This is a genomic window from Jilunia laotingensis (genome assembly GCF_014385165.1).
Taxonomy (GTDB): domain Bacteria; phylum Bacteroidota; class Bacteroidia; order Bacteroidales; family Bacteroidaceae; genus Bacteroides; species Bacteroides laotingensis.
Genome location: NZ_JACRTF010000001.1, coordinates 139,234 through 162,800, shown reverse-complemented (window position 1 = coordinate 162,800; position 23,567 = coordinate 139,234). Strand labels below are relative to the sequence as shown.

Annotated in this window: 23 protein-coding genes, 1 other RNA gene and 1 pseudogene; 13 read left to right on the top strand and 12 right to left on the bottom strand. The window is 39.9% G+C overall.

Annotated elements, in window-relative coordinates; translation table 11 throughout:
• Nucleotides 1-65 precede the first annotated feature (65 nt).
• Nucleotides 66-1,193, bottom strand: a complete 1,128-nt coding sequence (locus H8744_RS00785) for a lactonase family protein (RefSeq protein ID WP_262433010.1) — start codon at nt 1,191-1,193, stop codon at nt 66-68.
• A 468-nt stretch (nt 1,194-1,661) separates the two neighbouring features.
• On the opposite strand from H8744_RS00785, the gene ssrA reads away from it, so the two are divergent.
• Together ssrA and dinB are read left to right on the top strand one after the other, a co-directional pair.
• Nucleotides 1,662-2,058: a transfer-messenger RNA gene (gene ssrA / locus H8744_RS00780) on the top strand.
• A 266-nt stretch (nt 2,059-2,324) separates the two neighbouring features.
• Nucleotides 2,325-3,410 carry a DNA polymerase IV gene (dinB, locus tag H8744_RS00775; protein WP_262433009.1) on the top strand — a complete coding sequence of 362 codons (1,086 nt, stop codon included), beginning with the start codon at nt 2,325-2,327 and terminating at the stop codon, nt 3,408-3,410.
• Between the two features lie 20 nt (nt 3,411-3,430).
• Here dinB and H8744_RS00770 read toward each other — a convergent pair whose 3' ends face one another.
• The 4 genes from H8744_RS00770 to H8744_RS00755 all read right to left on the bottom strand — a co-directional run bounded on the left by H8744_RS00770 (nt 3,431) and on the right by H8744_RS00755 (nt 6,238).
• Nucleotides 3,431-4,237 (bottom strand): pepsin/retropepsin-like aspartic protease family protein, encoded by an 807-nt coding sequence (locus H8744_RS00770; RefSeq protein ID WP_262433008.1) that lies wholly within the window; start codon nt 4,235-4,237, stop codon nt 3,431-3,433.
• Nucleotides 4,238-4,260: 23 nt separating this feature from the next.
• Nucleotides 4,261-4,587, bottom strand: a complete 327-nt coding sequence (locus H8744_RS00765; protein ID WP_262433007.1) for a hypothetical protein — start codon at nt 4,585-4,587, stop codon at nt 4,261-4,263.
• 76 nt (nt 4,588-4,663) lie between these two features.
• Nucleotides 4,664-5,764, bottom strand: a complete 1,101-nt coding sequence (locus H8744_RS00760; protein WP_262433006.1) for a glycosyl hydrolase family 18 protein — start codon at nt 5,762-5,764, stop codon at nt 4,664-4,666.
• Nucleotides 5,765-6,100: 336 nt separating this feature from the next.
• A complete protein-coding gene (locus H8744_RS00755) occupies nt 6,101-6,238 on the bottom strand; it encodes a hypothetical protein (RefSeq protein WP_262433005.1) in 138 nt (45 codons plus the stop codon).
• 215 nt (nt 6,239-6,453) lie between these two features.
• Between H8744_RS00755 and H8744_RS00750 the strand changes: the two genes are divergently transcribed.
• From H8744_RS00750 to H8744_RS18800, 5 genes and pseudogenes are all read left to right on the top strand, one after another.
• Nucleotides 6,454-8,049, top strand: coding sequence for a YfcC family protein (locus H8744_RS00750; protein ID WP_262433004.1), 1,596 nt, complete (start codon nt 6,454-6,456; stop codon nt 8,047-8,049).
• A gap of 34 nt (nt 8,050-8,083) precedes the next feature.
• Nucleotides 8,084-10,789 (top strand): transglutaminase domain-containing protein, encoded by a 2,706-nt coding sequence (locus tag H8744_RS00745; protein ID WP_262433003.1) that lies wholly within the window; start codon nt 8,084-8,086, stop codon nt 10,787-10,789.
• A gap of 62 nt (nt 10,790-10,851) precedes the next feature.
• Nucleotides 10,852-11,319 carry a DUF8440 family protein gene (locus tag H8744_RS00740; protein WP_262433002.1) on the top strand — a complete coding sequence of 156 codons (468 nt, stop codon included), beginning with the start codon at nt 10,852-10,854 and terminating at the stop codon, nt 11,317-11,319.
• A gap of 129 nt (nt 11,320-11,448) precedes the next feature.
• Nucleotides 11,449-11,883 (top strand): hypothetical protein, encoded by a 435-nt coding sequence (locus H8744_RS00735; protein WP_262433001.1) that lies wholly within the window; start codon nt 11,449-11,451, stop codon nt 11,881-11,883.
• Nucleotides 11,884-11,898: 15 nt separating this feature from the next.
• Nucleotides 11,899-13,114 (top strand): annotated as a pseudogene (locus tag H8744_RS18800) (sodium ion-translocating decarboxylase subunit beta).
• Here the strand turns inward: H8744_RS18800 and H8744_RS00720 are convergent.
• The 6 genes from H8744_RS00720 to H8744_RS00695 form a co-directional block, all read right to left on the bottom strand.
• Nucleotides 13,109-13,924 carry a patatin-like phospholipase family protein gene (locus H8744_RS00720; protein WP_262432999.1) on the bottom strand — a complete coding sequence of 272 codons (816 nt, stop codon included), beginning with the start codon at nt 13,922-13,924 and terminating at the stop codon, nt 13,109-13,111. The pseudogene H8744_RS18800 and the gene H8744_RS00720 overlap by 6 nt on opposite strands.
• A gap of 21 nt (nt 13,925-13,945) precedes the next feature.
• Nucleotides 13,946-14,692 (bottom strand): copper homeostasis protein CutC, encoded by a 747-nt coding sequence (locus H8744_RS00715; protein WP_262432998.1) that lies wholly within the window; start codon nt 14,690-14,692, stop codon nt 13,946-13,948.
• Nucleotides 14,693-14,763: 71 nt separating this feature from the next.
• The gene (gene rny, locus H8744_RS00710) at nt 14,764-16,302 is read right to left on the bottom strand and encodes a ribonuclease Y (RefSeq protein WP_262432997.1); all 1,539 of its coding nucleotides are present in this window, start codon (nt 16,300-16,302) and stop codon (nt 14,764-14,766) included.
• Nucleotides 16,303-16,413: 111 nt separating this feature from the next.
• Nucleotides 16,414-16,704, bottom strand: coding sequence for a cell division protein ZapA (locus H8744_RS00705; protein ID WP_262432996.1), 291 nt, complete (start codon nt 16,702-16,704; stop codon nt 16,414-16,416).
• Nucleotides 16,705-16,716: 12 nt separating this feature from the next.
• Nucleotides 16,717-17,010, bottom strand: coding sequence for a coiled-coil domain-containing protein (locus H8744_RS00700; RefSeq protein WP_305067406.1), 294 nt, complete (start codon nt 17,008-17,010; stop codon nt 16,717-16,719).
• Nucleotides 17,011-17,457: 447 nt separating this feature from the next.
• On the bottom strand, nt 17,458-18,630 hold the full coding sequence (locus H8744_RS00695) for an acyltransferase (protein WP_262432994.1): 1,173 nt from the start codon (nt 18,628-18,630) through the stop codon (nt 17,458-17,460).
• Between the two features lie 155 nt (nt 18,631-18,785).
• Between H8744_RS00695 and H8744_RS00690 the strand changes: the two genes are divergently transcribed.
• A complete protein-coding gene (locus H8744_RS00690; protein ID WP_262432993.1) occupies nt 18,786-19,352 on the top strand; it encodes a 5'-methylthioadenosine/S-adenosylhomocysteine nucleosidase family protein in 567 nt (188 codons plus the stop codon).
• Here the strand turns inward: H8744_RS00690 and H8744_RS00685 are convergent.
• Nucleotides 19,319-19,681 (bottom strand): YbaN family protein, encoded by a 363-nt coding sequence (locus H8744_RS00685; RefSeq protein ID WP_262432992.1) that lies wholly within the window; start codon nt 19,679-19,681, stop codon nt 19,319-19,321. The genes H8744_RS00690 and H8744_RS00685 overlap by 34 nt on opposite strands.
• 194 nt (nt 19,682-19,875) lie before the next feature.
• Here H8744_RS00685 and H8744_RS00680 point away from each other — a divergent pair, with 194 nt between their 5' ends.
• The 5 genes from H8744_RS00680 to H8744_RS00660 all read left to right on the top strand — a co-directional run bounded on the left by H8744_RS00680 (nt 19,876) and on the right by H8744_RS00660 (nt 23,525).
• On the top strand, nt 19,876-20,208 hold the full coding sequence (locus H8744_RS00680) for a 6-pyruvoyl trahydropterin synthase family protein (protein ID WP_262432991.1): 333 nt from the start codon (nt 19,876-19,878) through the stop codon (nt 20,206-20,208).
• Nucleotides 20,195-20,740 carry a 7-carboxy-7-deazaguanine synthase QueE gene (locus tag H8744_RS00675; protein WP_262432990.1) on the top strand — a complete coding sequence of 182 codons (546 nt, stop codon included), beginning with the start codon at nt 20,195-20,197 and terminating at the stop codon, nt 20,738-20,740. Before H8744_RS00680 ends, H8744_RS00675 begins: the two co-directional genes overlap by 14 nt.
• A gap of 87 nt (nt 20,741-20,827) precedes the next feature.
• Nucleotides 20,828-21,568, top strand: a complete 741-nt coding sequence (locus H8744_RS00670; RefSeq protein WP_262432989.1) for a (Fe-S)-binding protein — start codon at nt 20,828-20,830, stop codon at nt 21,566-21,568.
• Nucleotides 21,565-22,950 (top strand): lactate utilization protein B, encoded by a 1,386-nt coding sequence (locus H8744_RS00665; RefSeq protein WP_262432988.1) that lies wholly within the window; start codon nt 21,565-21,567, stop codon nt 22,948-22,950. Before H8744_RS00670 ends, H8744_RS00665 begins: the two co-directional genes overlap by 4 nt.
• The gene (locus H8744_RS00660; RefSeq protein WP_262432987.1) at nt 22,947-23,525 is read left to right on the top strand and encodes a LutC/YkgG family protein; all 579 of its coding nucleotides are present in this window, start codon (nt 22,947-22,949) and stop codon (nt 23,523-23,525) included. Before H8744_RS00665 ends, H8744_RS00660 begins: the two co-directional genes overlap by 4 nt.
• Nucleotides 23,526-23,567: the final 42 nt, after the last annotated feature.

Sequence of the window (23,567 nt, the reverse complement as noted above, 5' to 3'; positions counted from 1 at the left end):
TATTATTCTGTTTTTAATGTAATAACAGCTTTTTATTGCACCTGTTTTTTATCTAAATACAAATGTTATTGTCGATTCGTAAATTGTATGCATACCGGTTTGTCTATGATTATATCTTTGCCTGTATCCTTCAGTAATCCACTTGTGATGTCTCTTGCGAACACTTGAATAAGATTGCTGTCTCTGCAAGCTACCAACAGATATTTCCCGTTTGGTGTGATATTGAAGTTGCGCGGGTGTGCGCCGGTCAACTGATATCCGGCTTTTGCCAGTGTTCCCTTTTCCGGATTGACCTCGAATATGGCTATGCCGTCATTTTTTAATCGATTGCTTGCGTATAGATATCTTCCATCCGGGCTTAAATGGATATCAGCACTACCGCGTGCATGTAAGGTATCGGCTGTGATGGTTTGGATCTGGTTTAATCGGCCGTCCGTATAGGCGAAAGCTATCACCTTGCCGGATAATTCATTGATCAGATAGGCGAATTTTCCGTTTTTGCTAAATATCAGATGCCTTGGCCCTGAGCCGGGTTCGACGTCGACTGTTTCGGAAAGAGGCCGTGGTAATTCTTCTTTGACATTGATGGCATATCGTAAAATACGATCTGCGCTGAAGTCCGAAGCAAAGATATAGTTACTGTCCGGTGAGAAAACCGTGCAATGAATGTGTGGGGTAGCTTGGCGGTCTTTGTCGGGCCCGGATGCGGAGCCTTCAAACAATGTGTCCGCAGGGTCGAGTGAACCATCATAGCGAATAGGAAAAATAGACATAGTGCCGCCACTGTAATTGGCTGTAAGTACTTTCTTGCCATCTGTGGCTACATAACAGGGATCTTCACCCATCGTCTTATGGCTGTTTAGCAATTTGAGACTTCCTTGATCTTCATCAAAGGCGAATGCATGGACAGAAGCCGAACTGTCGTTTTCCTCACTGACCGCATAGACAAAACGGTTGTCTGATGAAAGGGTCAGGTAGGAGGGATTGGATACTTCCGTTACTTCGAGAGGGGTAGTTTCTCCCGTTTCCTGATTGAAACGGAAGGTATAAATACCTTTACTATTGCCTGTGGTATAGGTTCCCACGAGCATGGTCAACTCGTTTTCAGCCCTTAGTTGTGAAGCGTTCCGAGTGGTGCAAGCTGATGATAGCATACTGATAGCACATAATCCCATGACTAATTTGCTGAACATAATTTATTTTTTTCAGTTGTTACTGTTTTCTTTTAGGGATATCGGACTTCTTTCAATAACTGAATTGTCACGACTTTAAATGATTCGTAGTCCTATTGCATTTTATATCCCACTTTTTGGCAAAGATATTATAATATCTTTATAATCACCTTTTAAATGACAATAAAATTATCAATAGTAGAGATTTGCGTAAGGTATTGTAGGTTTATGAATGAGGGATTTTACATCTTCTCGGTATGGATACTTGTTGTTCCCTTCCCATGATAGCTGGCTTTTAAGAAAAGTCACTTTATATGTGAAGCTATAATATTTGCTAATAAAAGAATGTGGAAATAAAAGATTTTCTATCTTTGCATCAAAGAAAGCATAAATGTGGATATTATTTAAGTACTTTTTGTTACTTATTTGTTCTTACTAATGATTAAATCATATTGCTTCCTTTTGGTTTTTAATATGTTATAAGTATTTGGGCTTGACTGGATTTGACAGCGGGCAGAAATGGTGAGTAAGCATGCAGTGCATCGTAGATTGGCACTTAAATCTCAGTCTTCAAAATTTTATCTGGCGAAACTAATTACGCTCTTGCTGCTTAATCGAATCATAGTAGATTAGCTTAATCCAGGCACTAGGTGCCAGGACGAGACATCACTCGGAAGCTGTTGCTCCGAAGCATTCCGGTTCAGTGGTGCAGTTACATCGGGGATAGTCAGAAGCGGCCTCGCACTTTTGATGAAACTTTAGAGGATAAGGCAGGGTTTGATGGCTTTGGTTCTGATCTTGCACGAAAACTTAGGCAAAGATAAGCATGTAGAAAGCTTATGATTTCCTCGTTTGGACGAGGGTTCGACTCCCTCCAGGTCCACAATGAATGTATAGAAGTCTCTGAATTTCAGGGGCTTCTTCCTTTTTGTATAACCATCAAAGAAGGATTATGTAAAAGTAGGTTGTTTCTATCAAGGACTTCTTTTAATGCTTTCTTCATATTAGTTTGTTCTTTAGTTACGCCAAAGTTACAAAAACATTTCTGAAGTATCCCTATTTGTCAGATATACTAATCTTACTTAATACGTCCCAATTTTTCATTTCCCAGTTCTTTTCTTTCCTTATATTTGATGTCGGAATTTATAGGTTGTGGAACGAAAGATTATACATATTGACATGGATGCTTTTTATGCTTCCGTTGAACAGCGTGATTGTCCGGAATTACGAGGAAAGCCTTTGGCGGTAGGTCATGCAGAAGAACGGGGAGTTGTGGCTGCTGCCAGTTATGAGGCCCGTCGTTTTGGGGTGCGGTCTGCAATGTCATCACAAAAGGCAAAACGTTTGTGTCCGCAATTGGTTTTTGTCCCCGGCAGGATGGATGTGTATAAATCAGTTTCCCGGCAGATTCATGAGATTTTTCATGAATATACTGATCTCATCGAACCACTCTCCTTGGATGAAGCTTTCTTGGATGTTACTGATAATAAACAAGGAATTCTACTTGCCGTCGATATTGCGAAGGAAATAAAGAAACGTATCCGTGAAGAACTGAGTCTGGTTGCTTCTGCCGGAGTATCGTACAATAAATTTCTCGCAAAGATAGCTTCGGACTATCGTAAACCAGACGGACTCTGTACCATACATCCCGATCAAGCGTTAGATTTTATTGCGAATTTGCCTATTGAATCCTTCTGGGGCGTTGGACCGGTAACAGCCAAAAAGATGCATCAGCTGGGCATTCACAATGGATTACAATTACGGATGTGTTCATTGGAAATGCTAATTCGTCAATTTGGTAAGGCGGGGACTGTATATTATGATTTTGCCAGGGGAATTGATCTCAGACCAGTGGAAGCTGTCCGTATTCGAAAATCCATAGGATGCGAACGTACCTTGGAAAAAGATATTTCTTTGCAATCATCTGTCATTATCGAATTGTATCATGTCGCAGTGGAGTTGATTGAACGGTTGCAGCGGAAAGGTTTCAAAGGGAACACGTTGACTTTGAAGATTAAATTTCATGATTTTACCCAGATTACACGCAGTATAACGCAGGGAAATGAACTGACTGCTCTTGATAAAATACTTCCACTGGCTAAACAGTTGTTGAAGGAAGTAGATTATGAACGCCATCCGATTCGTTTGATAGGTCTTTCTGTGTCTAATCCAAAGGAAGAATCGGATGAACATGGTGTTTGGGAGCAATTGAGCTTTGAATTCAGCAACTGGGGCTAAAGGTAGCCAATTCTCCTTCTTTATAATAATTCAAGCGTTTGTTTCTTATAATTGAGAATGAATGATCGACCGTGTAAAAATTCAATGTTTAAGAGTCCAATGTTGCGATCACCTATTACAAAATCTAACGTATATTCGTCCTTCCCTATTTTGAATGTAACATTTCTGCATAATTCAGCGGCCTTAATCGATAATTTATTTCCTATATTAGCCGTTTCCTTTTGAATTAGCTCAGGTTCTCCAACATATAAACCACGTTGAAGTTTATTGTTTTTACTTCCAGTATCAAAAGCAAATCGTACTTTTTTTCCATTGATTTTACTGTCCAAAATGATATAATCAATTGCCACATCAGGATAGTCTTTGTGATTTTTCCATCTATAGATAATCCCTTTCGCTTTATTATTGTAATTATATGGTTCAATACTATTTCTTTCCATATCAAATTTCCAGGCTGTTGATTTTAAGATATTGGCTCCAATAATAAATCTTGGTGCATATTTTTTATAAATCCCTGTAAGATCTGCAACTAAGCAATACACTTTATGATATGTCTTTCCACAAAAGTATATAGAGTCTATAAACGCACTTGAAACTTTATCCTGAGTTTGATTAACAGAAATCTTTTGCAACTCATTTTCTTTTATACCACATGAATCAATAGCAAAAATAGAATCAATTATACATACTGAACATCCTGTATCAATAAGAGAGAGTATTGAGTGTTTTTTCGTTTCATTGAATACCTCTACGTCCGTATACATAAACTTATCTTTAAAAATAAGTTTTGATTGTGCTTTAGCCCCATAACTGAATGCAAGCATCATACATAAAAAATATAACTTCATAATTATTTGAAAAATATATCCCTTAAAACGTCACCCAACCATGGTTCTTTCATTTTTTCTCGAAAAGCGTTATTTTTCAGTTTAAAAGTATTCTTGTAAATGTTTTGCATTTTTGAATTATAACGTACTGTATCAAAGCAGACTATTGATTGTTGAGATGTGGTGTCTGTGGTAACACTAATCTTATTTTTTATTCCCAATGTGTCTTGAACCTTAATTATTCCTATTGAGTCATTAGTCACATTTAAATGTTTTTCATTTCTTGTCTGTGAGAATGAAAGACAAGTACCGAGAATTATGGCTAATAATATCGCTAATACTTTATTCATGTGCTACAGTTTTTTACAAAGATAAAACAATTTAATAATAGATCCTGCTTTTATACCTATTAGTTTAGTTATAAGGTTAGTCTAAATACTTACTGACCACATCTATCAAGTGATGTCTTATTTTTCCGGTTTGTGTTGTAGGATAAATTATATCGTAATTAAATTCCCACCAGAAAGCTCCTCTATATTTCTCTTTAGTTATCCATTGTATTTTGGTCAAAATTGTTTTGGGATTTTCCATTGTTATAAACTCTGATTTGTCGGGAGAAAAGTAATAAGATACTTTAGCCTTTTTGTCATATTGTTCCACCCAACCTTTTTGTAGAAGTGGGAGCATATTGTTGTAACTAAAATATTTTCCATTTTTGTCCAGTTTACCTTCTATTTTTATTCCGGGACTTAGGTCTTTGTAGATGAATCCGTAATTTGCAAGACCAATACAAAGTTTATTGCGATTGAATACTTTCCAATTTTTAAGTTCTTTCTCCATTTTATTAAGTGGAGTATTATGTTCCGGAACATTACCCCAGATTCCACCACCCATATCATAAGTCATAATATTAATCCAGTCCACATTTGATGCCAGCTTATTGGCAAGCTCTTTGTGATAAACTTGCCAGGAATGAAGAGCTGTAGTCAGATAAAGATGTTTGCTATCATTGCGTTTTTTCTCCAAGTCATCCAGTTTTAACCTTATATTCGATATAAATTCGGCATGTAGAGGTAGGGACAGGTCTTGCTCCCAGTCTATTTCGATTCCATCATAGTTATATTTGTCTATAAATCGTATCATCATATCTATGAATTTCTTTTGTTTTTCAATGGAAGATACTATTTCATTGAATCCTGCTCCTGCAAACGATAATAAAACTTTAGTTTTGTTTTTATGGGCTTCTTCTATCAGCAGAGGTACGATTTCAATGCCTTGGTCTTTTGCATATTGATGATCGCTTACCAAGTGTTTTATTATATTTTCTTGAGGTTGACCAAAGTCTTCCTGGTTCCACTGAGGAGCTGCCATTAAATAAATGTATTGGAATTGTGAATAATCGATCTGTTTTACCTTTTCCACATCTTTTAAAGAATTTCCTACCAAATACGTTGCGTGAATAAAATCTTGTGCATATGCGATACAAGAAATAAATAACATCCATGTGAATAATAGCTCTTTTTTCATGACTAGGGTAATTTGTTGATTGTATTTTATTGGTATTTAATATAGTCTATATTTTTATATGATTCAATATGACCCATAGATTTAATGTTTCTGTTATTATGTGGATAACGATAAGAATAATGGATTTATAAAACCGATTGATGGTATTATTTACTATTATGGCTATACTCACTGCCAGCAAAGTTACTGAATTTATTTGATGCAAAATGATTATTCCAGAAAAATTACAAGGTTCAATATCGCTTATGTGATGATTTGTCTAAATGAAAGAAAATAAAAAAAGCGGGGAATTTATACAAATTCTCCGCTTAATAACATATAATAGTAGTGTGTAATTTACATGGTAGTCTGCTTTGAAAGCAGTTTTTGAAGTTGGCCATTTAAGGTTTGGCACATTGTTCCGTTTCCCATTGCATGATAACGTTTGATACGATATTGCAACATCATAATTTTTTCATTTTCATTCATTTTCATAATCTTCATCTTTTTTTGCCCTTCACGTTTTGAAGAGCGGATTTTACATCTTGTTTTCTCTATTAACACTGCAAAGATACGAAAAGTTCACGAAAGTATGTTCTAAAACATAAAAAATCTATGTTTTTTGTTGATTTTTCTTCGAAAGAGCTTGAATTGATAGGTGAATATTACAAATATATTACATAACTTTGTGCCATATCAATAGTAAAGTTATGCTGAAACGAATTCCACATACATACACGATTATATCTTCTGTAATTTTGCTTTGTGCTGTCCTTTCTTGGATTATTCCTGCTGGGGAATACGTACGGCAAACAGTTGATGTGAATGGAGTGTTGCGTACGGTTATTATTGACCACTCATTTCATCCGGTGGAGCAGGCTCCGCAAACATGGCAAGTATTCAGTGCATTACTCGATGGATTCGTTCACCAAGCAGGTATTATAGCTTTTTTACTGATTATGGGCGGTGCATTTCAGATAATGAATAGTAGTCGTTCTATCGATGCTGGAATATTGTCTTTTCTCGATTTTACGAAAGGCCTAGAAAAGTATAAATTCATTAGAATATTGGGAGTGAACAACGTGGTAATCTCCTTGATTATTATTTTATTCAGTTTGTTCGGTGCAGTTTTCGGTATGAGTGAGGAGACTTTGGCATTTGTAATAATCATAGTTCCGTTGGCTATTTCGATGGGTTATGATTCCATTACCGGAATCTGTATGGTTTATGTTGCTGCGCATGTCGGCTTTTCAGGGGCAGTACTTAATCCTTTTACAATAGGGATTGCACAGGGACTTTCTGATTTGCCGTTGTTTTCGGGTTTTGAATATCGCATATTCTGTTGGGTGATACTTACAACCATTCTCATATTATTTGTTTTACGTTATGCTTCTGTCATCCGAAAAAATCCGAAGAAGTCTCCCATGTATGCTGCCGATGAATATTGGAGGAAAAGAGGGAAAGGAGTTGCCGCTCAGATCACTTGTGTGACCACACGTTCGGCATACATTATATATATGTTGGTGTTGGCGGCTTTGATACTTTTTTCTGTCTATTATCCTTTGAGTACGTTCACATTGGGTGAATCATCTGTCAGTTGGTATGTGGTTCCTTTCTTGACGGCATTGTTTGCCATAACAGGATGGATCGGATTACGGAAGTCCAATCAATTTTTCATTCTGACTTTACTTGCTTTTACTATTTTATACCTAATTGTCGGAGTGATGGGGCACGGATGGTATTTACCGGAAATTTCAGCAATCTTTTTAGCGATGGGCATACTCTCGGGCTTTGCTAATAGTGAACATCCGGATACTATCATTAAGCAATTTCTGGATGGAGCGAAAGATATGTTGTCGGCAGCTATTGTAGTCGGATTGGCCGGTGGTATCATTCAGGTATTGCAGGATGGACATATCATCGATCCTATTTTACATTCGCTTGCTTCGTTGATGGGAGATGCTGGGAAGATGGTTTCACTGGGCGTGATGTATTTCATACAAACTTTGATAAATCTTATTATACCTTCCGGTTCGGCAAAGGCAGCATTGACCATGCCTATTATGGCACCGTTTTCAGATGTTATCGGTTTGTCACGGCAGGCTACTGTGATGGCTTATCAGTTTGGAGATGGTTTTACGAATATGATAACACCTACTTCTGCCGTTCTGATGGGGGCATTGGGAATTGCCCGTATTCCTTATGAAATATGGGTGAAATGGTTTTGGAAGCTATTGCTTCTGTTTGTAATAGTGGGATTAGTTTTATTGATTCCTACAGTTGTGTTACCTTTAAATGGTTTTTGATTTTTCTATAACTTATTAATTTTGTATTTAGATTATGAAGACACTGATTCGTTTGTTTCTGTACTCGACCTTATCTGTTTTATTGTTTTCTTGTAGTAAAACTCATTTTTTGAAAGATGAGGCATATCGTCGGCAAGTGGAGGCCGATTTTGCGCTTAAAAAGCAACAATTACCGAATGGTGATTTATTTGCTGTATTTGCTGATTCTACTTTAACCACTGGTGAACGTGAAGCATTGATGTTTCTTTATGCGTATATGCCTATTGGCGATATAACTGATTATTCAGGGAAGTATTATCTGGATCAAGTTCGTTTGTCCGAACAGGTACGGCATGAGATGCCGTGGGGAGAAATCATTCCAGATGATTTATATCGGCACTTTGTATTGCCTGTCCGTATTAATAATGAAAACCTAGATGAATCTCGCCAAGTCTTTTATGATGAATTGAAGGATCGCATCAAGGGACTTTCTATGCAAGATGCTATTCTTGAAGTGAATCACTGGTGTCATGAAAAGGTGGTTTATCGTCCCAGTGATGCTCGTACCAGTTCACCATTAGCCTCTGTTAAAACTGCATATGGCCGTTGTGGAGAAGAATCTACATTTACGGTAGCTGCTCTTCGTTCAGTGGGTATTCCTGCCCGTCAGGTTTATACGCCCCGTTGGGCACATACGGATGACAATCATGCTTGGGTGGAAGCTTGGGCAGATGGGAAATGGTATTTCTTCGGAGCTTGCGAACCCGAACCTGTATTAAACTTGGGATGGTTTAATGCTCCTGCCAGTCGGGGAATGTTGATGCATACAAAAGTATTTGGCCATTATGCCGGACCTGAAGAGATCATGTTTGAAACTCCTAATTATACGGAAATTAATGTGATAGATAATTATGCTCCTACTGCCAAAACAGTTGTGACTGTATTGGATGTAAATGGTAATCCCGTGGAGGGAGCTAAAGTAGAATTTAAAGTTTATAATTACGCTGAGTTTTATTCCGTTGCTACGAAATATACGGATAAGGAGGGAACTGCTTCGTTGACTGCCGGTAAAGGTGATATCTTGGTATGGGCTTCCAAAGACGATGTTTTCGGTTATGCTAAACTTTCTTTCGGCAAGGACGATAAGCTTACCCTTAAACTTGACCGGAAGCCGGGAGAGGTATATTCATTAGCTTTGGATATGGTTCCTCCCGTAGAAGGTGCAAATATTCCTGAAGTCACAGAGGAACAACGTGCGCAAAATGATCATCGTGTAGCACGGGAAGATTCGATACGAAACGCATATGTTGCCACTATGATGACGGAAGAACTTGCCGGTAAGTTTGCTAGGGAATATGGTATGGATTCTGTCCAGGTCACTCCACTGTTGGTTGCGTCAAGAGGTAATCATCAAGTGCTGAAGGATTTTCTAATTGCCGCTTCCAAAGCGGAATCTACGGGATTGTCATTAGGATTGTTTGCCGATAAGGCTGGAAAAAAGGAGACTGCGTTACCATTGCTTGGGGTGATCTCACAAAAAGACTTGCGTGATGTCAGTTTAGAAGTGCTGGAAGATCATTTTTATAATTCTAAAGCGGGATATGTCGGAGAGTATTATTATGCCGATATTCTCAGCCCTCGTGTGGCAAATGAAATGCTTACTCCTTATAAGAAATTTTTTCAGGAAGCTGTGTTGACGGCAGATGCCGATGCTTTCCGTAAAGATCCTCAATTGTTGGTAGATTGGTGTAAGAAAAACATTCAAATTAATAATGACATAAATTCTCAACGCATTCCGATTTCTCCGGTAGGTGTTTGGAAAGCACGTGTAGCCGATGAAAAATCACGTGATATATTCTTCGTTGCTATAGCTCGTTCAATGGGGATTCCTGCCTGGATTGACCCGGTTACGGGTAAAATTCAGTATCAGGATTTTACTGAAGAGAATCTGAAAAATGGCAAAACATGGGATGTGGATTTTGAAGCTGAAAAACAAACACAGGCACCTTCCGGTGTATTGAAAGCAACTTATCAGCCTATCCGTTCATTGGGCAATCCTAAATATTATTCTCATTTCACCCTTTCACGCTTCGAGGATGGAACGTTCCACTTGTTGAACTATGATGAAGAGAAGACTACTTGGGAGGAATTACTGAAAAACGGTACACGGCTGGATGCTGGATATTACATGCTTACTACCGGAACCCGCTTGGCTAATGGTTCGGTATTGACCAATGTCTCTTTCTTTAATGTAGAGAAAGATCAGGATACAACTATCGAATTAGTCATGCGTGAAAGCAAAGATCAAGTACAAGTGATCGGTAGCTTTAATTCGGAATCTCTTTATCTTCCCGTCGGATTTGAAGAACCACAGAGTATCTTGCAGACATGTGGACGCGGATATTTTGTGGTTGGCGTACTTGGTGTTGGGCAGGAACCTACTAACCACGCTTTAAAAGATATTGCCGCATTAAAGGATGATTTTGACAAATGGGGACGTCATATCGTATTGCTTTTCCCGAATGAGGCTCAATATAAGAGGTTTAATCCGGGTGAATTTCCCGGTTTGCCTTCAAATCTGACCTATGGTATCGATACGGAAGGAGCTATTCAGAAACAGATTACCGAATCCATGAAGTTGTCCGGTAAGACACTGCCCATATTCATTATTGCCGATACTTTCAACCGGGTGGTTTTTGTGTCGCAAGGTTATACTATCGGGCTTGGTGAACAGTTGATGAAAGTTGTTCACGGGCTATAATTTTTCTTTGCAGGAGAAGAATACAATAATCGTTAATTAACAGGGTATCCATACGTCTTTGTATGAATATAATTGTTACGTTTGTAGCTATTATTATGAAGTATACTTATTGCATCTTGATCAGTCTGTTCTTGATATTGGGATTCACACAGATATCCTACAAGAACATAGCGGAATTCCAATCTGAGGTAGGAACTCCGTCATTGAATTCAATGCAATTTGTTGACGACTGTTGTATTTCTTCTGCTGTTGATGGACAGTGTTGTAGTAGTACCCGTTCTTTGTTCAATGACGAAACCACAGAACATAAGATTGGGGACGTCATCTTCAGTGGTATTGCAAATGTACGGAATGTCACTCCTACCAAATTATTGAAATTAAAGATTAATACGGCTATATATCAGCTATTGAGCTTGCTGGACTCTTCCCGTTGGACGGAGAATGATTACCGGCAGCTCTCTTTTAATACTAATTCTATCAGGTACTCGTATGGATATTACATCTATTCGTTGGCCCATATCTTGATTTAGCCTTTCCCATATTACTTATTGTTATTATCATTGAGAGGGTAAACTATACTGTTTACCTTCAGTAATGTTGTTTGTCCTCTCGGTACTTATCATATTATAATCTTTAATTTTTAATTAGTAAATATTACTATGCCTGGTTTATTACTATCTACCCTTGCTATGATGGGGCTTACGTTTGTCATAGGATTTTTTGTGGCCGGTGTGATCAAGATGATTGCTGTTGCGGCTGATTCATTAGATTTTTATAGTTCGCATCACGAGGAACTTTTGCGCTTGCGGCGATTGAAAAAATTACGCCAGAAAGTTGAACTTCTGATTCGTCAGGTTCCTCCCGTAGAAGAAGAGTTTATAGCCGATGGCCGCGAGGATTTCAGCCGGGGTATTAATAAGGAATTTTGCAATCGTGTAGGTTACTATCACGGAGTGAGTCACGGAGCATCTAAAATGAACCTGATGGATTATTATTATCCGGAAGATACGCATATGGTATTTCTTGAAAAAGAAGACGAAATATTGAATCAAAATAAAAAACAGAATAAAAAATCATCAGTAAAGACGAAATAAAAAAAATATCATATTATGGAAAGTCTTGATTTTGCGAGTTTGTTCCAAGGTTTCGGAACAATGATGGAAAGTGGTTGGCTGTTGGCAAGTGCCCGGATGTTCTTGGTTGCTTTAGGGTTCTTATTGATTTATTTAGGATGGAAAGGAGTACTCGAACCTATGGTAATGATACCGATGGGACTGGGAATGGTAGCTATCAATTGTGGGACATTATTGATGCCTGACGGAACCTTGGGCAACCTTTTCCTTGATCCGATGCTTTCGGATACGGATGCGCTGATGAATACGATGCAGATTGATTTTCTACAACCGGTTTACACCTTGACATTCAGTAACGGGCTCATAGCCTGCTTCGTATTTATGGGGATCGGTACATTGCTTGATGTCGGTTTTCTACTCCAGAAACCGTTTGCAAGTATATTTCTTGCTTTGTGTGCCGAACTGGGTACATTCCTTACCGTACCTATTGCTTCTGCATTTGGTTTGTCTTTGAAAGAGAGTGCTTCGGTGGCTATGGTAGGTGGGGCCGATGGTCCTATGGTATTGTTTACGTCATTGGCGTTGGCAAAACATTTGTTTGTTCCTATCACAAGTAGTAGCTTATTTATATTTAGGACTGACTTACGGTGGCTATCCCTATTTAGTGAAACTATTAGTCCCAAAACGCTTGAGAGCTATCAAGATGACCTCGAAGAAAGCTCCTAAGAATTATGATGCAAAAGTGAAACTTGCATTTTCCGCTATTCTATGTGCGGTATTGTGCTTTCTGTTCCCTGTAGCTTCTCCGTTATTCTTCTCTTTATTCTTAGGCGTTGCTGTTCGTGAATCCGGAATGAAGCATATTTATGATTTTGTGAGTGGACCGTTGCTTTATGGTTCTACTTTCATGTTAGGGCTATTGCTTGGAGTATTATGTGATGCCCACCTGTTACTTGATCCGAAAATATTAAAATTATTGGTATTGGGTATGGCTGCTTTACTATTCTCCGGTATTGGAGGTATTATCGGTGGCTATATCATGTACTTCATTAAAAAAGGCAATTATAATCCGGTGATTGGTATTGCTGCTGTTAGTTGCGTACCGACCACTGCGAAAGTTGCACAGAAATTGGTAAGTAAAGACAATCCTAACTCTTTCATTCTAGGAGATGCTTTGGGAGCCAATATATCGGGAGTGATTACTTCGGCTATAATTACGGGTATTTATATTACAATTATTCCGTATTTATAATATTGGAGGTTGGAACATGGAAGGGAGGCAATTGCTGTTATTCAGAGCTGTTCTCATTGCCTCTCTTCCTAATTCTATGATTTCGGGTGCTTTATGAAAATCGAGCATGTCAAATGATTGTCCGGGAATCTCCACTACAATATCCGGGCGATATTTCTCAATACTGAAACGGATGATTTGTTGCTGCATAATTCTTGATGATTCCGTGAGAAGCTTATAATAATTGTTTTTTCTCTTGTCGGGTTTTTCTGATACAGAATTCGGAGCATTTACATTTACAGCGATCACTAAGTCCGTTTCTTTCCGCTCTACTTGGTTTAGTGGAAGCGGATTTCCAATTCCTCCATCTATCAGTGATCTTCCCTCGACCTTTAAAGGATGGAACAGCATTGGAATGGAAATGGAGGCACGAATGGCGCTGTGCAGACTTCCTTTTCTAAATGCCACTTCTTTTTCCGTTTCAATGTCCGTTGCGACTGCCGTATAATTGATGGGTAAATGCTCGATGTCGCAGTCCGGAATGAGCTTTCGCAACATTTCTAGAATGCGATCACCTTTTATGAGCCCTTCTTTGCTGAAGGTAAAGTCTGCCAGTCTGAAGAGCTTTCGTTTGTTGAGCGTACAGAACCATTCTTTGCATTCCTTCATCGTTCCCGTAGCGAGCATGGCCCCTACCAAAGCGCCCATAGAACTTCCTATGATGGAAGTAAATTCAAATCCCCGCTTTTCCAGTTCTTCTATGGCCCCAATATGAGCCAGCCCACGGGCTCCTCCAGTAGAAAGCACTAATATCACTTTTCTGTTACGCATCTCTTTTCTTGTAAATGAGTATTACGGGCGGATTGCAGCGATAGTATTTTTCACTCTGTCAGCCGTGGTCACCTGCCGGACATATTCTTCGATCCGTACCGTTCCTCCCATTGAGACGGATGGATTACGATATTGCATATCGCTGTCAACGGCTTCTCTTGCTGAAAAATGGAATTCATTGATACCCGTTTCGGAAGCGATGTGAGCAATGTTCCTTTCGTTTACTCCACATCCAGCCAGCAGGATAATTCGACCGTCCGCTTGCTTATGTAGCTCTTTCAGCAAGGGGATTCCTGCTTCTGCAGTTGCTTGTTGCCCAGAAGTAAGAATACGTTTGCATCCCAACAAGATAATCTCTTCCAATGCTTTCTGCGGGTTACGGCAGACATCGAAAGCCCTGTGGAATGTGACGGATAAGCCGGTAGCGGCATTCATCAGTTCCTGCATGACTGGTACGTCCACATCTCCCTCTTTCGTTAGACAACCGAATACTACTCCATCGGCACCTATTCTACGAGCCATCTCTATATCTTTGAGCATGCATTTTGTTTCCGTAGGAGAATACAGAAAATCTCCTCCGCGGGGACGGATGATTACATGGAGTTTAATACCAGGTATTTCTCTTGCCATACTGATCTCACCATATGAAGGCGTGGTACCTCCTTCCGGTATTCCTGCACAAAGTTCTACTCGGTTGGCACCTCCCATTTGTGCTGCCACACAACTTTCTACAGAGTTGGCACATACTTCGAATTGATACTTTTCCATATTTTATATTCGTATTAAAAAAGGGCGAATTGCTTCGCCCTTATCTTTATAATTTATTTGTTCATAGTTTCTTATTTAGCAAAGCTGACTGCACGTGTTTCGCGGATAACAGTGATCTTTACTTGTCCCGGATACGTCATTTCGTCCTGAATCTTCTTGGCTATTTCACCGGACAAGCTTTCCGTTTGCTTATCATCGATCTTGTCCGCGCCTACGATGACACGAAGTTCGCGACCGGCCTGAATGGCATATGTTTTCGTTACTCCTTGATAAGACATTGCCAATTGTTCCAGATCGTTGAGGCGTTTGATATAAGCCTCGACAATTTCGCGACGCGCTCCCGGACGTGCGCCAGATATGGCATCGCAAACCTGTACGATAGGGGCGAGTAGACTCGTCATTTCTATTTCATCATGATGCGCTCCGATGGCATTACAGATATCCGGTTTCTCCTTGAACCTTTCCGCTAGCTTCATACCCAGCAGTGCATGTGGCAATTCTGGTTCTTCATCGGGCACTTTACCGATATCATGGAGGAGTCCCGCACGTTTGGCTTTCTTCGGATTCAGTCCCAGTTCCGATGCCATTACAGCACATAAATTGGCTGTCTCACGGGCATGTTGTAACAGGTTCTGACCATAAGATGAACGGTATTTCATTTTACCAATGATTCGAATCAGTTCGGGGTGTAAGCCGTGGATGCCGAGGTCTATTGTTGTACGTTTACCTGTTTCGATAATTTCCTCTTCCACCTGTTTACGCACTTTGGCTACTACTTCTTCGATACGTGCCGGGTGGATACGTCCGTCTGTTACCAATTGATGCAGAGCCAGACGGGCAACTTCGCGGCGAACCGGATCGAATGCTGAAAGAACGATTGCTTCGGGTGTGTCGTCAACTACGATTTCAACTCCCGTAGCTGCTTCCAATGCGCGGATATTACGCCCTTCACGTCCGATGATACGACCTTTGACATCATCGTTGTCGATATGGAACACAGTTACTGAATTCTTTATAGCAGTTTCTGTAGCTACCCGTTGAATGGATTGTATGACGATTCGTTTAGCCTCTTTGCTTGCCGTTAGTTTGGCATCATCCATGATATCGTTGATATAGGATTGTGCCTCGGTTTTGGCTTCTTCCTTCAGTGACTCCACCAAACGTTCTTTGGCTTCTTCTGCCGATAGCCCTGAAATGTTTTCCAGTTTTTCTATTTCTTGGTGTTGCAGTTTTTCAAGTTCATCTTTCTTTTTATCAATGATTCCCAGTTGGGCTTCCAAGTTTTCTCTTACTGCGTCAGCTTCCGCTTTTTTACGTTGCAACTCTTCCTGACGTTGTCCCAAAGCCATTTCCCTTTGTTTCAATTTGTTTTCAGCCTGCTGTATTTTTTGATTGCGCATGGCCACCTCTTTTTCCAAATCTGCTTTCTTATTGAGAAATTTCTCTTTAACCTCCAGCAACTTGTTTTTCTTGATAACTTCCGCTTCTGTTTCCGCCTCCTTAAGGATGTTGTCGTATTTAGCTTTCAGTCCGTATTTGAAGAATACGTATGACAGTATTCCTCCTACGATGAAGCATGCAATGGATACTACTACTATTGTTACTAACATTGTAATTTAATTTTAAGTATAAATAAAAACGCACCGCTGAATATCCGGAATTTATCTTTCGGATATTTTGCAGTGCGTGGATTCTCTCTATAAATGATTGGCGGAGTGAATTTATTCACCCCTGAAATACTCTTCCAGCATTTCCGTCAATTCTTTTATTTTGACCGTATACGGCTCGGTGTCGTTACGTTGCCTGAGTTTCAGGTTCTCCTGTGCAAACTGATAGGCTACCATAGCTATTAGTTTTTCAGGTTGCAGGGTTTTGTAATGCTCCCGATACGCATTGAGTCTGACATTCACCTGTTTAGCTGCTTCCCTCATTAATTCCTCCTCCTCACGGTCAATGGTGATAGGATAGTATGAGTCTGCAATTTGCAGGTTTATCTTTATTTTATCGTTCATACATCTCTTCTTTTATTCATTCAACAGAGCGATGCATTTGTCGATTTCACGCACTAATTTTGACAATCGCAGCTTTGTCTCTTTCACATCGCTGCCGTTAAGGCTGATTGTCGTAGCTGTTTTTAGGTTCGTGTAGCTTACTTCCAGCTCTTTATAATCGGCTTGTGCCTTCTCGTTTTTCTCTTTCTCTACTTCGAGAAGTTGCTTAAGCTCAGCATTTTCACGCTTTAATTCATCGTGAAGATAGATCAAATGCCGTAGTCTCGCTTCAAAGGTACTTAATAGCTTTTTTTCTTCTTCTGTCATCGCTACACCAAAATTGTACACAAAAATACGATTAAGTCTGATATTACAAAAACTTTTCGGCAGAAATTAGTCATTTTGAAAGAAAATAGTTGTTCGGGACTCATTTTACAGGTCTCTTTATGGGAAGTATAGTTTATTCTTTTACCATATTTGTTTCATTTGTTATGCTTGTCTCAGGTAATGAATCATAGTATAAAAACATCCGGGTGTTCTAGGATGAAACATGGGGATGTTGTTGGTTAAAACATGGGGATGTTTTTATACTAAATATAGGGATGTTTTTTATATATACTTTAATTTTCAATATATAAAATGTTGATTACTTATATTTGGTGAAGGGTGTTTTTAATGATTCAGTATGAATGTTTAAGCCTGTTTTAAGTCAAAAGATATCCTATCAGGCGCATCTGAATTTTAAAGATGAACAATCCCAAAATTTAAATATTTCTATCCCATTATCCAGTGTGCTTTGTTAGGCATCAGCTTGTACATCATGGCTGTGAACCCCCAGCTACATATAAAAATACATATCGCCATCAGGGGAACTTGTAATGGAATTGGCAATGATGACGGACCTATCAACAGGAAGAAAGGGCCTACGATGAAATAGTGTACCATGTAAATACCGAATCCGCATTTGGTCATGTTGGCAAGTAGTTTAATGATAGTTTCATTGGTAACTACTACCTTTTGCAATAGTAAGAATACTGCCAAAGTCATTAATAACACGTTTGGACTACAGAATGTGAAATACAGTTCCATTTCCATTTCTGTTGCATTTGCATTAGCGGCAGTCGTGCTAAAACCGGTGTATGTCACATAATAACCTATGGCAAACATCACTGCGCAGATAAAAAATGTCTTAAGCAAGCTCCAATTATTTCCTTGTTTCACATAATGTCCCAATAGCAGATAACCGTTGAACCCTGCAAAATAATAAAACATGCCGAACTCGTTCCATGTATCCGTACCGAAGAGATAGCCATTTCTATCAAACAGGCAGCCGGCAACATATTCTCTCAGATAGGGGATAAATAAGGAAATCACCCAGATGAGAAGAAAAGTTCGTTTGGTCTTCTGACTTGCTTTGTCGATCCATCCTGAGAAAAATGGCATATAAAGATATAACCCGATTATCAGATAGATATACCACATGTGATTTTCTTTGTGGCTGAAATTAAAGGGGATCATGGCAACATCTTTCAGAGAATCTGTTAGGCTTTGTGATTCGTGTCCTTGGGTATAACAGAAGAAATCGCCTATAATTTCTTTGGGCAGTCCGATGATTCCTGTGAACCAAGGGAACATGCTATAAAGTGCAGACCATATAAGGAACGGGAAGAGTACGCGGTATATACGCTTTTTGTAAAAACGCCCCAATGGTTGGTCTTGTTTGACAGGCAGGAGCAATAAACCGGTCATCATGACAAACAGAGGTACCGAAGGTCGCAAAAGAGAACCGTAAATTGCTGCCCAATGTGTATATTCAGGTATAACCCGCATTGTGGGAGAGATATAAAAAGGATCGATGCAATGAACACCGATTACCATCAACATGGCTACACAACGGATCACGTCGAGCCATACAAGCCGATTGTCTGTAATAGAGTTTTTAATCATGATATTTTGTTAGTTTGGTTTGTCGGCAAAGTTAGAGGTTAAGGAGGATGGGAATGAATAGAATCTAACCATTTTTGAACAATCTCTGATTAAACTCGGAGATAAATGCTTATTTTTGTGCCTTGAAGTAGACTCTTTAATTGAAAAGATATAAAATGTTGAAAATATTAGTGACCTACGCTGTTCAAGGCGAATTTGCAGAGATTAAATGGCCGGATGCTGAAGTTTATTACGTGCGTACCGGAATCGGAAAAGTAAAAGCGGCTTTCTATTTGACAGAAGCCATATCACAGGTAAAACCCGATATTGTGATTAATATGGGAACGGCAGGAACTATAAATCATCAAGTGGGCGATGTATTTGTATGCCGTCATTTTATAGACCGGGATATGCAGAAACTTGCTAATTTAGGAATGAGTTATAAACTCGATACATCGACTTTGTTGGAGCAGAAAGGGTTCTGTAGTCATTGGACGGAAGCTGCCACATGCAATACCGGAGATAGCTTCCTTACGGAACTGACGGATATTGAAGGAGATGTAGTCGATATGGAAGCTTATGCGCAAGCATTTGTCTGCAATGCCAAAGAGATTCCCTTCATATCCGTGAAGTATGTATCCGATGTGATCGGTCAGAACTCAGTGAAACATTGGGAAGATAAGTTGGCTGATGCGCGCGTCGGTCTTTCTCATTTCTTTAATGTTTTGAAAGAAAGTATATGATAGGTGACTCCTGCCGCGATCAGGAACATTAAAATCTTTACCCATACCAGTGGGATAAGAAAAAAGATACAATAAAGCATGGTTCCCCACATGAGTAAAAGTGAAATCACTTTGGCTCGGAGAGGGATTGCTTTATTTTCTCTATAGTTACGGATGTAGGGACCGAGGTGTCTATGATCGAGTAGACGCTGATACAAACGGGGAGAGCCTCTGAAATAAAGTGCGGCTGTAAGTAACAGGAACGGGGTTGTAGGCAATAAAGGTAAGAAGATGCCCAATATGCCCAATCCCAGAGAAATAGTTCCTATGACAATGCAGAGAGTTTTCATTTTGCAAATGTAGGAAAAATAATAGGAATATAGTTGGTGACTTAATAGTGTATAACCAAAAGGCATGGAAGACAACTTTATTTTTGTCCTTTTTTATAATTCTTAATTTGGATGAATCACTGGGTAACCTTATCTTTGTAATCTTTGCATCGAGGTGACATTAGATGCAGGAGTTTTTTAATATATATGACGATATGTATACAGTAATCAAACGCCTGGAGGTATCGGCTGCACATAGCTTGAGCCTCTCTTATCAAAGTAAATGTGAATATCTTCACGGTCACAATTGGATAATCACAGTATATTGCCGTTCGGCAGAACTGAACGCTGATGGAATGGTCGTAGACTTCAGCCACATCAAGCGTGCTGTGAAAGATAAACTTGATCACAGAAATCTGAACGATGTGCTTCCTTTCAACCCCACAGCTGAGAATATTGCACGTTGGGTATGCGAGCAAGTACCGCATTGTTTCAAGGTCGAGGTACGGGAATCGGAATCAAACACGGCTATTTATGAGAAAGATTAACGAAATTTTCTATAGCTTGCAGGGAGAGGGGTATCATACAGGTACCCCTGCCGTTTTTATCCGTTTTTCAGGCTGTAACCTGAAATGTGGTTTCTGCGATACTCGTCATGAAGACGGAAGGATGATGGGCGATGAAGAGATTCTCGATGAAGTGGGTAAATATCCTGCCCGGATGGTAATCTTGACCGGTGGGGAACCATCTTTATGGATCGATGAACCTTTTATCGATCTGTTGCATAAGGCCGGGAAGTATGTATGTATTGAAACCAATGGTACACACTTCCTGCCCACCGGTATTGATTGGGTGACCTGTTCCCCAAAACAAGGAACGAAGCTGGTGTTGACACGGATGAATGAAGTCAAAGTTGTCTATGAAGGACAAAATATTGACGTTTATGAATCGCTTCCTGCCGAACATTTTTTCCTTCAACCTTGTTCTTGTAGTAACACCCGTGAGGTGGTGGACTGCGTGATGCGACATCCGAAATGGAGACTAAGCCTGCAAACGCACAAACTCATAAATATTGAATGAGTTGCAAATTAACGGACTACAAATGGCTTGAAAAAACCGGTAGCTTGTGATTTGTAATTCCTAATTTGTAAATTGAAACTGATTATTATGAAGGTAGGTTTGTTTATTCCCTGCTATATCAATGCCATCTATCCTGAGGTGGGAGTGGCATCGTATAAGCTTTTGAAAAGTTTGGGAGTGGATGTCGATTATCCGTTGGACCAGACATGTTGTGGACAGCCGATGGCAAATGCAGGCTTTGAAGACGAGGCTTCCAAGCTGGCTCTTCGTTTCGATGATTTGTTTAAACAATATGACTACATAGTAGGTCCTTCCGGAAGTTGTGTGGCATTTGTGAAATTCAATCATCCGGGTATTCTTGCCAAAGAAGGGCATGTATGTGAGAGTGCAGGTAAAATCTACGATCTGTGTGCATTTATCCATGACGTCATAAAACCGGATAAACTAAATGCCCGTTTCCCTCATAAAGTAAGTATTCAAAACAGTTGTCACGGAGTGCGCGAGCTTTTCCTTTCAGCCCCTAGCGAACTGAATATTCCTTATTTTAATAAGTTGCTCGATTTACTTCGATTGGTTCAGGACATCGAAATCTTTGAGCCCAGCCATGATGATGAATGTTGCGGATTCGGTGGCATGTTTGCCATTGAGGAACCTGCGGTTTCCGTTTGTATGGGACGTGACAAGATACGGCATCATATGGAGACAGGAGCAGAATATATCACAGGTGCCGACAGTTCCTGCTTGATGCATATGCAAGGTGTCATCGAACGGGATAAGCTACCTATAAAGATCATTCATATTGTTGAAATTTTAGCATCGCAGTTATGAGTACCAAGCATGCAAAAGCCGCAGAGAAGTTCTTAGAGAACCCGGTTATGGAAGAGTGGCACAATGAAACCCTTTGGTTGGTTCGTGCCAAGAGAGACAAGATGAGCAAGGAAGTTCCGGAATGGGAGGAGTTGCGTGAAAAAGCCTGTGAGCTTAAGTTGTACTCCAACAGTCATTTGGATGAGTTGTTGACGGAGTTTGAAAAAAATGCGACCGCTAATGGTGCAATTGTTCATTGGGCGAAAGATGCTGAAGAATATCGTACGATCGTTTATGATATTTTGAATAGTCACGGTGTGAAGCGTTTTGTGAAAAGCAAATCCATGCTTGCCGAAGAGTGCGAACTCAATCCGTTTCTCATTGAAAGAGGCATCGATGTTGTTGAGTCCGATCTTGGAGAACGCATCCTTCAATTGATGAATCTTCCACCGAGCCACATCGTGCTACCTGCCATTCACATTAAACGTGAAGAGGTCGGTAAGTTATTCGAGAAGGAGATGGGGACGGAAAAAGGAAACTTCGATCCGACGTATCTGACGCATGCAGCCCGTAAAAATCTACGGAATATATTCTTGAATGCGCAGGCTGCCATGACGGGAGCTAACTTTGCCGTAGCTTCTACAGGAGATATCGTTGTTTGTACCAATGAAGGAAATGCCGATATGGGAACTTCTTGCCCGACATTGAATATAGCCGCTTTTGGTCTGGAGAAAATTGTTCCCGACATGGTTTCACTGGGCGTATTTACCCGCTTGTTAGCACGCTCGGCAACCGGGCAGCCTATAACCACTTATACATCTCATTATCGCAAACCTCGTGAGGGAGGCGAGTATCATATCATTATTGTTGACAACGGACGGAGTGCCATTCTTTCCAAACCGGATCATATCAAAACATTGAATTGTATCCGTTGCGGTGCTTGCATGAATACTTGTCCGGTATACCGTCGTAGCGGAGGATATTCATATACGTATTTCATTCCCGGGCCGATTGGCATTAATCTTGGAATGGCGCATGATCCGGAGATGTATTATGACAATCTTTCTGCATGTTCATTGTGTATGTCTTGTTCCGATGTCTGTCCTGTAAAGGTGGACTTGGCCGAACAGATTTATAAATGGCGTCAGATATTAAATGGTATAGGTAAGGCCGATTCCATGAAGAAATTCATTTCCGGTGGAATGAAGGTACTTATGGATAACCCGACTTTGTTTAATGCAGCTTTATGGGCGGCTCCGGTGGTCAACCATTTACCGCGGTTCATCAAGTACAATGATCTGGATGCATGGGGGAAGGGACGCGAATTGCCAAAGTTTGCCAGTGAATCATTCAATGAGATGTGGAAAAAGAATAAAGTAAAAGAAAAGGAGGAAACGAAATGAGTAGCAGAGAAGAGATCCTAGCTAGCATCCGTAAAAATACGCAGAAGCGTTTTGAATATCCCGAATGGGAAATAAATACGACTACTTATCCTGATGTAGTAGCCAAGTTTTGTGAAATGACCCGTACTGTAGGAGGTGAGGCGTTTATTTTGGCCAAAAACGGAGATGTAAATGACGTTATCCGTCGCAATTACCCTGAAGCTACCCGTATTGCTTCGGATATGGATGGGATAGATTGTGCCACTTTTGATCCTGATGTATTGGATAATGCCCAAGAACTGGACGGAACGGAAGTGGCTGTTGTGGCAGGTTCGTTTGGAGTGGCTGAGAATGCTGCTGTTTGGATTCCGCAAAACGTCAAATACAAAGCCCTTTATTTCATTGCCGAAAAATTAGTGATTATCCTCGACCGGAATCGGTTGGTAAGCAATATGCATCAGGCTTATGAGCAAATAAAGAATGAAAAATATGAATTCGGTACATTTATTTCCGGCCCTTCCAAGACTGCCGATATTGAACAGGCTCTGGTCATGGGAGCGCATGGAGCGAAAGATGTATTGGTGATATTGACCTGAATGTCCTTTTAGGTAAATATCATATTCATATGAACTTTTTGT